Origin of the sequence: Parabacteroides sp. MSK.9.14, assembly GCF_019041495.1 — a bacterium.
In the GTDB taxonomy this organism is placed as follows: Bacteria; Bacteroidota; Bacteroidia; order Bacteroidales; family Tannerellaceae; genus Parabacteroides; species Parabacteroides merdae.
Genome location: NZ_JAHPXO010000020.1, coordinates 62716 through 75558 on the forward strand (window position 1 = coordinate 62716; position 12843 = coordinate 75558).

General features: G+C 45.7%; 11 protein-coding genes. 5 read left to right on the plus strand and 6 right to left on the minus strand.

The genetic code is table 11. The features are described from left to right. Positions 1 to 9: 9 nt before the first annotated feature. From rsmI to KTG12_RS12080, 3 genes are all read right to left on the minus strand, one after another. Positions 10 to 714 carry a 16S rRNA (cytidine(1402)-2'-O)-methyltransferase gene (rsmI, locus tag KTG12_RS12070; RefSeq protein ID WP_005634056.1) on the minus strand — a complete coding sequence of 235 codons (705 nt, stop codon included), beginning with the start codon at positions 712 to 714 and terminating at the stop codon, positions 10 to 12. An 82-nt stretch (positions 715 to 796) separates the two neighbouring features. After that, on the minus strand, positions 797 to 1498 hold the full coding sequence (locus KTG12_RS12075) for a hypothetical protein (RefSeq protein ID WP_173022974.1): 702 nt from the start codon (positions 1496 to 1498) through the stop codon (positions 797 to 799). 441 nt (positions 1499 to 1939) lie between these two features. After that, a complete protein-coding gene (locus tag KTG12_RS12080; RefSeq protein ID WP_022321588.1) occupies positions 1940 to 3367 on the minus strand; it encodes an ATP-dependent RecD-like DNA helicase in 1428 nt (475 codons plus the stop codon). Positions 3368 to 3460: 93 nt separating this feature from the next. Between KTG12_RS12080 and KTG12_RS12085 the strand changes: the two genes are divergently transcribed. The 3 genes from KTG12_RS12085 to KTG12_RS12095 are packed head-to-tail and all read left to right on the plus strand — an operon-like array spanning position 3461 to position 5471. After that, positions 3461 to 4090, plus strand: a complete 630-nt coding sequence (locus KTG12_RS12085; RefSeq protein ID WP_005634050.1) for a hypothetical protein — start codon at positions 3461 to 3463, stop codon at positions 4088 to 4090. An 8-nt stretch (positions 4091 to 4098) separates the two neighbouring features. After that, the gene (locus tag KTG12_RS12090) at positions 4099 to 4926 is read left to right on the plus strand and encodes a DUF3822 family protein (protein WP_216945446.1); all 828 of its coding nucleotides are present in this window, start codon (positions 4099 to 4101) and stop codon (positions 4924 to 4926) included. Next, positions 4914 to 5471, plus strand: a complete 558-nt coding sequence (locus KTG12_RS12095; protein WP_155143485.1) for an RsmD family RNA methyltransferase — start codon at positions 4914 to 4916, stop codon at positions 5469 to 5471. The genes KTG12_RS12090 and KTG12_RS12095 overlap by 13 nt, the downstream gene beginning before the upstream one ends. On the opposite strand, the gene cls is transcribed toward KTG12_RS12095, so the two are convergent. Then, positions 5443 to 6882 (minus strand): cardiolipin synthase, encoded by a 1440-nt coding sequence (gene cls, locus KTG12_RS12100; RefSeq protein WP_022321585.1) that lies wholly within the window; start codon positions 6880 to 6882, stop codon positions 5443 to 5445. The genes KTG12_RS12095 and cls overlap by 29 nt on opposite strands. Positions 6883 to 7038: 156 nt before the next feature. On the opposite strand from cls, the gene KTG12_RS12105 reads away from it, so the two are divergent. Further along, positions 7039 to 7638 carry a rhomboid family intramembrane serine protease gene (locus KTG12_RS12105; protein ID WP_022321584.1) on the plus strand — a complete coding sequence of 200 codons (600 nt, stop codon included), beginning with the start codon at positions 7039 to 7041 and terminating at the stop codon, positions 7636 to 7638. Positions 7639 to 7972: 334 nt separating this feature from the next. Here KTG12_RS12105 and KTG12_RS12110 read toward each other — a convergent pair whose 3' ends face one another. Together KTG12_RS12110 and KTG12_RS12115 are read right to left on the minus strand one after the other, a co-directional pair. Continuing rightward, the gene (locus KTG12_RS12110; RefSeq protein WP_022321729.1) at positions 7973 to 10789 is read right to left on the minus strand and encodes a TonB-dependent receptor; all 2817 of its coding nucleotides are present in this window, start codon (positions 10787 to 10789) and stop codon (positions 7973 to 7975) included. Between the two features lie 248 nt (positions 10790 to 11037). After that, positions 11038 to 11592 (minus strand): RNA polymerase sigma-70 factor, encoded by a 555-nt coding sequence (locus KTG12_RS12115; RefSeq protein ID WP_005649444.1) that lies wholly within the window; start codon positions 11590 to 11592, stop codon positions 11038 to 11040. 180 nt (positions 11593 to 11772) lie between these two features. Here KTG12_RS12115 and KTG12_RS12120 point away from each other — a divergent pair, with 180 nt between their 5' ends. After that, on the plus strand, positions 11773 to 12831 hold the full coding sequence (locus KTG12_RS12120) for a FecR family protein (protein WP_046451645.1): 1059 nt from the start codon (positions 11773 to 11775) through the stop codon (positions 12829 to 12831). Positions 12832 to 12843: the final 12 nt, after the last annotated feature.

The window sequence follows — 12843 nt, forward strand, 5'->3', positions numbered from 1 at the left end:
GTTGTTACGTTAAACTTCTGTTCCTGTCTCTTTGTCCTTTTTATCTTTTAAGCCTGCTAATACTATAACAATTTCACCTTTCGGTTCGTTCACGGTGAAGTGAGCGATAACTTCTTCGAGCGTGCCGCGTACGGTTTCTTCGTGTATCTTCGATATTTCACGTGATACGGAAACAGGGCGGTCATTCCCGAAAAACTCGGCTAGTTGTGTCAATGTCTTGACCAGCCGGAAAGGTGACTCATAGAAGATGATGGTGCGATATTCCGTCGAGAGCTCTTTCAAGCGCGTCTGTCTTCCCTTCTTCTGGGGAAGAAAGCCTTCGAAGCAAAATTTCTCGTTGGGCAGCCCCGAAGCAACTAATGCCGGGACGAAAGCCGTGGCTCCCGGCAGGCATTCCACTTCTACACCCTGACGTACACATTCACGCACTAACATGAATCCCGGATCGGATATCGCGGGAGTACCGGCATCCGATACCAATGCTATATTCTCGCCCGCCTTGATACGGGCTGCCACTTGTTCGACCGTTTTATGCTCGTTGAACTTATGGTGCGACTGCATCCTGTTTTGTATTTCGAAATGTTTGAGCAGGATACCTGTAGTACGCGTGTCTTCCGCCAGAATGAGATCGGCCTCTTTCAGCACGCGGATTGCCCGGAACGTCATATCTTCCAGATTTCCGACGGGAGTGGGTACTACTGTTAATTTTGCCATGGCACTTTTTAATTGATAATTGACGATTGACAATTAAAAAGACAAAGACAAATACATTGTCAATTGTCCATTGTCACATTGCTTAGAGGAAGCGTTTTTCAAGCAGCTTGATAAAGTCTGCTACCGCTTCATCCTCTATATTCCACTTTAATTCGTTATTCAAATATGTGACCGAGTCTTCATACGAATGAAGATCGTTCAGGTCATTGATTACTTTGTTCATCTGTGCCTCATCACCTCCGAACAGCTCGCGGCGGAAACGGAAACGATCGTTCAGGCTGAATGCCTTTCGGAAATCCGAAAAATTTTTCTTTTCCAACAGGTCGTTGAGGAATAATCCGGGACGCTCTGCGGGGATCACTTTGCCGGATGTTTCCACTGCCGGAGTCTCCGGCTCTTCAACGGGGATTGGCTCCGGTCCGGCCGATAATCCTTGTTCTGCAGGAAGCTCCTGTCTGATTTCCTGCTCTTGGATGACTGGCTCCGGTTCGGCCGGAATCGGAGCCGGGGCTGTAATCGAAGCTTCCTGTACTGTTTGTACCGGAGTGGCAACCGATGGGGGAATAGACTGGATCAGAGCCTGATGCTCTTCCATCTGTTTACGCAGCATTTCGATCTGGGCCGTTTCCAAAGCATGTAGGTCCTTCAGAATCTTATGGGTGAGGTCGAAAGTCTGGCCGAAAAAAGACACCGGATACACTTCTGCATCCCGCATGCCGGCAACCAATGTTTCAAGCTCCCGGATATCCAGAAGCAGGTAATCTATTTTTTCTTTATTCGCCATTCCTTTTTCCATTCATGAAAACTTACAAGCAAGTTTTCGTTTATATTGCAACAAAAATAGGTATTTCTTATATATGTAACGTATTTATTGTATGAAATATTGTTATTCCTTTTATTGTGAAGTTAGGACAACCGCTCCGAAATGCTCCATTATCAGAGATCAAGTCGTCCCCGAAAGGCTCTATTTAAGTGACAATCGCCATGCTACTGTTGTCATACCGCCTGCTCATAGACCTTTTGCCCTTAGTCGAAAACCTTTTCGCCCTTGGTCAAAAGCCCTTTCGACACTGGTCAAAAACCTTTTCGACTAAGGGCGAAAAGCAAAGGAGTGGTAGTAATTGCTGTTAATAGCTGTGTATTTGTTTATTAATTGATATTGTTGCTTCTTTGTCTTTTACTTAAATATATGGATGCGAAACCGGAGAGGCATGGCCAACCTAAATCAGGACGAGGCATATTCTTCGAATTCCTCCGGCAGATTCACCAGATAGAGCCGGTGGGTCGCACGTGTAAAGGCGGTGTAAAGCCAACGGTAGAAGTCTTCTCCAAGCATTTCTTCCGTGATATAGCCGATATCCAGAAAGACGTTCATCCATTGGCCGCCCTGTGCCTTGTGGCAGGTGACGGCATAGGCATATTTGACTTGCAAGACGTTGTAATGAGGATCTGCTTTCATTTTTTTCATCTTTCCTGCCTTTGTCGGGACATCGTCGTAATCTTCGAGAATGGTATAGAAAAGCTTGTCATTAAGATCTTTCGGCAGTGCGGGAGCTGCTGTCTGTAAGGTGTCGAGGAGAATTTTGACATCCGTTTCGAGATCGTAGTCCTGGAAACGGACCGATACGTCGGCAAAACGGAAACCGTAGAGCTCGTAAGTCCTTCGTACACGTAACACCTGTATGATTTCGCCATTAGCTATGAAGTCCATCTCCTTATTGCCGGCAGTCCAGAAGTAGTTATTCTTGGCAATCATCAGCCGGTCGCCGGACGAAAGTTCTTCTTCACGGTATAGGATGCGGTTGCGGATACCATTATTATATAGGGTAGCCCGCTTGTTGGAGCGTGAAATAATCATGGTCTCTTCGATCCCGTCCCGACTGTAGGCCGAGGAGATTTCTTCGATGAGTTCGTCTCCGTTTACCTTTCTGAAATCGGTGAAGCCTTTCAGCCTTAGTTTGGGGAAAATCTCGACCGTCCCGTTTCGTAAGGCGTCCCGAAGGCGGGTCGCATTGAACAAGATCCCGGAGTTTTCGCTTTGGCGGACAACCTGGGTGAGGGTGATTTCCTGCACCTTTAAATTATATCCCCGCAATGTTTCCGGATTGAGAGCCGGGCTTTCGGTTTGCATGACGGGGGGTAACTGTGCCACATCGCCCATCAGGATCAGGCGGCAGTTTTCTCCGGAATAGACATATTGGACCAGGTCGTCCAGCAGGCGTCCGGTTCCGAAAACAAACGAGTCTAGTCCTTCATTGGCTATCATGGACGCTTCGTCTACGATAAATAGCGTGTCTTTATGCAAGTTATCAGCCGGATGAAAACCTGTCGGTTCGTTGGAAAAGGCTTTCTGGCGATATATCTTCTTGTGTATCGTAAATGCTTTCTGTCCGGCATAGCCGGAAAATACCTTTGCCGCCCGTCCGGTAGGGGCGAGCAAGATGCTTTTTTGTTTTAGCTCTGTCATCGTCTTGACCAAGGCTCCGACCAAAGATGTTTTACCGGTTCCTGCATATCCCTTCAGCAGTAAAAGCGAATCCGATTCTTCCGAAAGCAGGAAATTGGATAGGAGATTTAATGCCAAAACCTGGTCTTCGGTCGGATCATATGGAAAATTTTGTGTAATTTGGCGGCTTAAATAACTATTTATCATTTTGATTGTAATAATTTTCGCGATAAAGGTAGTGTATTAAATATTCTTTTTTAAATTTGCCGAACGAAATAAATTCAAAAAACAATATAAACCATGAAAGTTACATTAAAGATTTTATTGGCTGTGGCAGTAGTACTGCTTGCGTACATGTGTTACAGAAGTATTATGGGTCCGATCGAATTTAAGGATGAGAGGGATCGTCGTGAAAATTTGATCAAAGCTCGTTTGATCGATATCCGTAAAGCACAGATTGAGTACAAGAACATCCACAAGGTGCATGCAGCCAATTTTGATGAACTGAGTAAGTTTTTAAAAGATGAAAAATTGCCGTTCCTTATCAAGGAAGGTGTATTGACTGACGAACAGCTCGAAAAGGGTATGACTGAGAAAGAAGCCGTTAAGAAAGGCTTGATCAGACGTGATACTGTTTGGGTAACAGCTGTTGATACATTGTTCGGCAAAGGTTATAATGTAGACGATTTGCGTAACGTGCCGGGTGCGAACGTACAGTTTACGATGGATACGGCTACTTTGACTTCAGGTTCGGGTTATACGGTAAAAGTATTCCAGTGCGGTGTTCTGTATGATGACTATCTGGGTGACTTGAACAAGCAAGAAGTGTATAACCTGAAAGATAAAGCCAGCAAGATGGGTAAATATGCCGGTCTGCGTGTAGGTTCTGTCGAAGAAATCAATAACAACGCAGGTAACTGGGAAGATTAATACAGCCTATGGCTATAAACTTGTCTGATAAGTTAACAGCTGATCATTCGGAAAATTACATAATGTCCATCCGGCTTCGGTCGGGTGGACTTTCTTTTTCCGCATACAGTCCTTCGGTGAGCGAGAGTTTCTTTTATAGAGACGTCGAATTCGACCGGACAAGGCCTTATGTCTCTTCTCTGAAAGAATGTTTCTTCGAAAATGATTTCCTGACCTGGTTCTACAGGCAGGTCAATGTGGTGTGTGTCACTTCCCAGTATACGCTTGTGCCGGCTGCTGTTTTTCAGGAAAAACAGAAGGCTGGACTGCTGGCGTTCACATTTTCATCTCCCGAAGGGCGTTGCCTGAGCAATGAACTGAAAGACGAACCGGCGGAACTGGTATTCGGAGTGGATGAGGATGTGTATGAGTTCTGTTCCCGTTCGCTTGTCAATCCTCGTTTTGTCCATCATGTCGGTCCATTGCTTTCGCTGTGGAAGAAGCAGAGCCGTGCGCGCTTGCCCCGCCAGCTATATGTCGTGTTGCATCGGCGGAGGATGGATGTGGCGTGCTATGCGCAGGGAAACCTGCTTTTCATGAACTCGTTCGAGTATGAACATACGGACGATATTTTGTATTATATATTATATGTATGGAAACAGGCCGGAATGGATCAACAGAAAGACCAGTTGCGTCTTTTCGGCGATGTGCCCTTGCGAAATGATATAACGAATACGTTGCGGAATTATTTACAATATATCGATCCGCTGGAGATCCCTTCCGAAGCCTATTTGATGGGGTCGGAGGTGTTGCAGGCTCCGTTGGATCTTATAGCTCTATCATTATGCGAATTATAAGTGGAATATACGGACGGCGACGTTTTGATGTCCCGTCTACCTTCAGCGCCCGTCCGACGACGGACTTTGCGAAGGAAAATATCTTCAATGTGATCTCCAACCATATCGATTTTGAGGGGGTGGATGCGCTCGATCTGTTTGCAGGGACGGGAAGCATTTCTTTCGAACTGCTTTCGCGCGAATGCCGGAGCGTGACGGCTGTCGAAAAGAATAATGCACATGCCTCCTTTATCACCAAAGTCGCCAAAGAGTTGAAAACGGATTCGCTGACACTGATTCGTGGCGATGTCTTCCGTTATCTCCATTCGGCTCCGGCCCAAGGTTTTGATTTCATCTTTGCAGATCCCCCTTATGCCTTGAAAGAATTGCCCGAAGTGCCGGAACTTGTCTTCAAACGCGATCTGCTGCGGGACGGAGGCATCTTCGTGATGGAACATCCGAAGACAAATGATTTCTCCGGGTTGCCCTATTTCTACCAGCACCGCGTCTACGGTTCGGTGAACTTTTCCATCTTTATTAAAGAAGGGGAGAAAACAGACGCATAAACGATTCGGCTATACGTTGTTTGAGCGGGCGTTTCAGCCAGCGTGACGGCACCAGTCTTTCGCAACTATGCATGTCGTGCAGGAATACTTTTCTCATCTGTTGGGCAAACGAGGGCTGGTAGACAAATGCGTTGATCTCGAAATTATGCTCGAAGCTGCGGAAGTCCATATTGGCGGAACCGATGCAGGTCAGTTCGTCGTCTGCCACCATCAGTTTCGAGTGAAGGAATCCCGGTTTATAGAAATAGACCTTGACGCCCGCCTTTACCATTTCATCAATGAAAGAGTGAGTCGCCATGTTCGCCGTACGCGTGTCCGAACGCTTGGGAAGCATCAACCGCACGTCGACGCCTCCTAAAGCCGCTATCTGCAAAGCCTGGTTCAACCCTTCGGTCGGAAGGAAGTAAGGAGTCTGGATAAATACATATTTCTTGGCGTTGGCAACTGTGAAGATGGCTGCTTGCAAGAGTGTACGCCATTGTCCGACGGGGCCGCTGGTACAGATCTGCATGATGTTATCATCCGAATAGACCGGAAGCGGCGGATAATAGATCTTTTCGTTCAGGAGTTTCTTGCTGACCACATACCAATCGATAAGGAATGCGGCTTGTAAGCCGTGTACTCCCTTTCCGATGATCTTGAAGTGCGTGTCTCTCCATGTCCCCCAGCTGGTCCCTTTCGTGTAGCGGTCTGCAATGTTCATGCCACCCATAAAACCGACTTTGCCGTCTATGACCACGATCTTCCGGTGGTTCCGGTAGTTTACTTTGCTGGTGAAGACTGGAAACGCCACTTTCAGGAAAGCATGGACTTCGATGCCGGCATCCGACATTTCCTTGAAGAACTTGTCTTTCACGTTCCAGCAGCCCACATCGTCGTAAAGGACACGGACTTCTACTCCTTCTTTGGCTTTCTCGATCAGCAGTTTTTTGACCTTGTTTCCGACCTCGTCGTCGCAGAAGATGTAATATTGGATGTGAATATGATGGGTTGCTTTGGCAATCTCTTGCAAAAGGTCGTGAAACTTGTCTGTCCCGTTCGTATAGATCGTGATGTCGCTTCCGTAGAGCAGGGACGATTGGTTGCTGTTTGTCAACAGTGTGACCAATGGCTGGTAGGGGGCCGGAACGGAACAGGCATCTTGTGGGAGTTTCCCTTCCTGCGGCCGTTTCATGATACGCTTATAGGTGCGTCGGGAGATAATCCGTTGCTTCCGGTTATCCTGCCCGAAGAAGAAATAGAACAGGAGCCCGATACCGGGGGCGAGTAGTAACACGATCACCCAGGGAATCGTTTTCAACGGATTCCGGTTCTCCGTGATGATAACCAACACTAGCCCAAGGATGGTGACGCAGTATAATATGATGAATATTATACCCACTATCCATTGTATGTGTATGAGTGCCAGCATTTCGGATGTTTTTTATATCTGTCAATATGTTGTAATTTGTAAAGATAGGAAGCTAAAACGGAAATAGCAAATGCGGAAGCTTTGTTTTTGTAAACCATATAGGGGAAACATTGTTCAATCTTTACTACATTTGACGTCATTAATATAGAATAGATTATGATTACTTATGTTATTATCGGGGTCACGGTTGTCGTGTCCTATATTTGTTTCGGCAACCATGAGTTGTTTCGGAAGTTGGCCTTCATACCGTATTGTACCGTTCATAACCGGGAATGGTATCGATTGATTACGCATGGTTTCGTGCATGCCGACATGACACACTTACTTGTGAATATGTTTACTTTCTGGTCATTCGGGACATATATGGAAAGTGCTTTCGGTTATTTGGGACTCGGTACAGGTGGCTATCTGGGATTATATTTTGGCGGGATGGTTGCTGCTTCACTGTATGATCTGATCCGCCGGCGTAATGATCCTTACTATGTTTCGATAGGTGCTTCGGGAGCTGTATCGGCTGTCTTGTTCACTTCCATCTTCCTGGACCCGTGGGGCAAGATTTTGTTTTTTGCCGTACTGCCGGTTCCTGGGATTGTCTTTGGTGTGATCTACCTGGCCTATTGCCAGTATATGGCAAGAAAGGCGGGGGATAATGTCAATCATAACGCCCACTTCTACGGAGCGCTTTACGGTTTGATTTACCCGGCTATATTGGAGCCTTCGTTGATCAAAAGGTTCTATCTGTCACTTTTCTCTTGAAAGAAAAGTAACCAAAAGTTCAAGGCCGAACCTGCCTCGCTACTCCGTTTCCTTCGTTCGCTGTCGCGTCTGAAACTCGCTTCGCTCAGACAGCAGACGCTTCGGGCGCTCACTCCGGTCTCTTCGCTTAACGCTCGCTAGCTTAGGCCGAAGATAGAGCCTGACGGCTCTTTGGGGATGGTCGATACCGACACCTATGTAGCAGGCAGTATCGGCCATCCTAAGAGAAAGCGTAGCTTTCTATGAAAGGCCTAAGCGGACAGGAGTAGCCCAGACGGTTCAGCCTTGATCTTTTGGTTACTTTTGGATCAAGCCAAAAGTAACGGATAAATCATCAGAATCTTCCACCCGGAGGCGGCCCCATCGGACCGCCATGTCTCGGCCCTCTTCCGCCAGGTCCGGACACATCGTTCATGCTGGCTCCCCCTTTGAAGATACTAAAGCGGTAGATGAAGTGCACCATGAAGTAACTACCCAGTGTGTTGTATTCGGAGTCCTGTGTATAGCTGGCGGTTACGCTGCGGGATATGTTGCTGCGTTGTTTCAGTATATCGTATATTTTGAAACGGAGCGTCGCTTGGTTCCCTTTCAAGAATGATTTGGAAGCAGAGGCGTTCCATAACACTTCGTTCTGTTTGAAACCGTCTGAATAGCCGGAGTTTGTCGACCAGTTGATATCACTTTCCACTTTGAAATCGAGTGGAAGATAGATCGTTGTCGTTCCACCCACACCGTAGTTGAAGGTGTTCAGTTCGCTCTGTCCCTGGAGTGAGTTTTGTGTTCCGTTGTAACGGATGTTACCGTTCAGTCCGAGATCCAGATAGTCGGAACGGAAATCGATACCGGCGCGTTCCACCAGAGTCAGGTTCTTGTTTGTGTTCTTTTCGTCGTTGATAAAACCATTCTTGTTGGCGTATGAGGCCATTGTCATGGAGTTGATCGAGAATCTGCGGTTTTTGAGCGGCGTGTTGAACAGGACGCGAATGTTCCCATTGTAGTTCCCGTTTACGTTGTCGTAGGTCGTCATCTTTTTACCGGTATTGCCGACATAGACGGACTTGTTGACGATATCGTTGATCACATAGTCGAAATTCAACATTACCATCAAGGCTGTTTGCTTGTCCGGCACAAATTTCTGGAAACGGATGAACAGGTCGTTTGTGTAAGTCGGTTTCAGGTCCGGGTTACCCATCGTCGTATTCAGCGGGTCGGAGATGTCTGCCACCGGCTGCAACTGTGTCATGCTGGGTTGGCTGGTACGTCCGCGATAGTTGATGCGAAGGTTCGTGCGTTTGTCGAATTTGTAGTTGAAGCGAACCATCGGTGAAAGGTTCACCACGTTGCGCGACAATTTGGAGAGAACCGTATCGCCCACGAAGTTCTCGCTTGTACTATGGGACGGGTCTACCGTCAAACCGACCGTGTAGTCATATTTTTCCCGGATAGCTTTGAAGGCGAGGCTGACCTGCTGGTTGATGAAGTTGTTGCGGTAGCTTTTGCTGTAAGCCGTGTCCAACACGTTGTAATCTTCGCTTCCTTCTTCACGGGTATAAGAGTTTTTCAGAGATTCCTGTTTGTTTTGCCGGATGCTGTAGGTTGCTTGAATGAAGTTGTTGTGGCCGATCGGTTCTACCCAGGACAGGTAAGCCCGGTAGTTGAACCCTTTGTTGTCGTAGCGGAAGCGTTGATCCACCAGTTCGTTGTCCATCCCGTCAGCCATCATTAGATATTCGGTGTTCGAATAGTTCAGTCCCTTATTATAGGAATCGCTTAGTCCTCCAGATAGAGATCCGCTGAAAACACGTCCTTCACTGTTCAGTTTGCGGCTGAACTCCAGGCGGGCATTGAGTTTGTAGCCGCTTCCGTCGGAGAGATAATCGGATTCACCGATGTTGACCGTGTCACGGTTTCCGCTCAGCGTGTTGAAGGTGCTCCCTTCACGGCTATGGCTGTTACTGTAACTGAAACTCGGACGGAATATGATCTGGGTGAGCGAGTCAGGTTTCCATTCCATACGGAGGTCGGCTGCTACATTGTCGCTGCGCGTGTTGCTGCTGTTGTTTTCGTTGTAGAAAGAAGTGCTGTCGCCCGGTAGGATATTCTGTCGGTTGCTCTTGCTGATCGCGTCGTTGTCGGAATGAGAATAACGGAGGTTGCCCCCGACCGTCAACTTCGGATTAAATTCTTTACTGAAGTTCAGGCCGATATTGCCGGATGTTGTGATCCCGTTGCCGGCTCCTCCGCCCCGACGTCCACGCGGTCCGCCCATCCCAGAGAACATACTGGAGGCAAGGTCTGAAAATCCCATATTATTCGTGTTGTTGATACCTCCCATCAAGGTCAGCTGATCGTTGTTGATGAAGCGGTTTACCATGAAGTTCCCTTCGTACCGGTCTTCGCTACCGTAACCGGCAAAAGCGTTTCCGAACCAGCCCTGCTTCATGCCGGGCTTGACAGTCAGGTTGATGACAGTTTCCTCTTCTCCGTCGTCAAATCCAGTCATTTTGGCCATATCGCTCAGTTTGTCCAACACTTGCACTTTGTCGATCATTTTCGATGGTAGATTCTTGGAGGCCACCTTGGGATCGTCGGAGAAGAACTCTTTTCCGTCAATCAGCACCTTTTTGATCTCTTTCCCGTTGACGGTGATCTTTCCTTCGCTATCCACTTCCACACCGGGCATTTTTTTCAGCAGGTCTTCCAGCATGGAGCCTTCCGTGGTTTTATAGGAATCGGCATTGTACTCCATCGTATCGTTGCGTACGGTTACTTCCGGTGCTTTCCCGATCACGACAGCTTCGCCCAATTGAATTGCCCCGTCGGTAAGCGCGAGTTTGCCCAACTTGACCGGATTGGTTTTCCCCGTAACACGCAGGGGTTGATAGAGCGGATCGAACCCGACAAACGACACGTGCAGTAGATAACTGCCGTTCTTGATGTTCTTGAGCATGAAACTTCCGTTGCGCGATGTGGCGACACCTCCGATCATGGAGCTGTCTTTGACACTTAACAAACGAACTGTAGCCTGTTCGATCGGTTCATTGGTCCCTTCCTCAATCACCGTTCCGGTGATGTCTACACCTTTTTGCGCATATGCAGGCATAATCAATAGAATTAAAAACAGAATAAAAAAATACCTTCCCGATTTCATAACTTTTATTTTATCTTATCTGATATTAAGTACGAAAAGATAGACACGGAAGTTTTCCGTAAGTTTAATAAGCTTTGGTTTGATTTTGATTTATTAACGAATGCGTTGTGCCTTACAGATTAGTATTGTTTTCCTTCTCTTGCCATCCATATGAAGTGTTAAAAATATTATCCGCTATAGTATTTCTATTTACTTATGGTTATTAGTCGTAACTAATGTTATGATGGTAACATTTTGTCAATATGCTTTTAGCCTAAGATATTTATCAGAAGCGGAAGATAATCTTTCAATTTAAAACGAAGTATCTTAAGTGCCTGCGATATTCTGTATTCGACGGTTTTTACCGATATTCCGAGTTTCTCGGCAATCTGCACATTCGTCTTTTCCCCGAATCGGCTCATGGCAAATGTTTCCCGATAGGTTTCGGGTAGGTTCTCGATCGCTTTCTGTATGTTTTCTGTCAGTTCATTCACGAAATAGTAGTCCGGATCTTCAAACTGGTCTTTTATTTTCTCATATATCTGGTTATGGATACGTTCGTGGTACTGGTTTTTCCTGATCGCATTGAGGCAACGATGCTTGGTGGAGATAAACAGATAGGATTTCAAAGACGTCTCAATTACAAGATTTTCCCGTGTCTCCCAAAGAAAAAGCATTAACTCCTGCACAAGCTCTTCAGAATCATCATCAGAAATATATTGGGATGCATATTCGCAAAGGGGGGAGTAATACTTGATAAACAGCTGCTTGTAAGCATTCCGGTCTCCTTGTTGTAGTAAGGTTATTAAGTTATTATCGTCCATGCCCTTTACATTTAGATTTTTTATCTCTTTGCGCAAAGGTAAAAAATAATAAAACTATTTTGAATTTGTGAGTAGATTCTTTCCTGGAAACTTTAGTAAAAGTATCATTGAAATCAATTTTCTATATAAAAATGTATTTTTTGTTTAGGGTATAGTCTGTACGAGTTTGTCATATATAAAATGGGAATTGGAAAAGAACATATGGATGGAATAAGTCTTGATACTGCTTTGCTCTTCAAATACTTTAGAGGTTTGACGACTGGAGAGGAAAGAAAGCGTGTGGAGGATTGGATGCAGATTTCAGAAGAAAATGAGAAAACCGTATTACAGGCAGCCCGTATTTTTTATATTTCTCAAACAAGTGAACGGATTCTTTCCCGAAATTCTATTGAGGCTTACAAGAAGGTCCAAAAGCGTATAGATAAACGTAAGAAAAAGATAAGGTTGTACGAGATTTCTATTGTTGCAGCGTGTTTTGTTGGGCTATTGGTAATATCGACAGCTATTTCATTTTTGTTGCGGAAGTCTTCTGTATTGGCTCCGCAGCAAATAACGGTCTGTGCGAATAGAGGTGTGAGGACAAGTCTTGATTTGCCGGATGGTTCGATTGCCTATTTGAATTCGGGTAGTACGCTTTCTTATCCTTCTTCATATGATGCAGAGGAAAGGAGGGTGACACTTGTCGGTGAGGCTTATTTTTCAGTAAAACATGATCCGGCGCATCCGTTTATTGTGAGTGTATCTCATGATCGTTTGAGGGTGAAGGTGCTCGGAACAGAATTTAATATTCGGGCTTATGAGAAAGAGAATGTTGTACAAACGACCTTGGTCTCCGGATCTGTAAATATAGTAGTGAAAGAAGATAAGGGTAAAACAAATGAAAGAAATTTGTATCCGTCGGAAAAAGCTGTTTATGATTTAACCGATAAGACCTTGGAAGTTATAAATGTTGATGTTGAAAGTGAGATTGCTTGGAAGGAGGGACGTTTGGTATTTAAAGAAACACCTTTACCTGAAGTCTTGAGATGTTTGGCTAATTTTTATAATGTCGATTTTAATGTGATGGATCCGGTTCTTGACTCGTACCGCTTTACTGGTACTTTTAATAATCGGCAATTATCGCAGATTTTAGATTATCTTAGGATTTCTTCTCGGATTGATTATTCGATAAAACGGATGGAAATGGATGACAGTCTGTCCGCACAGCGTGAACAGATTGTGCTTCGCAGGATAAAATAAGAATATGATGTT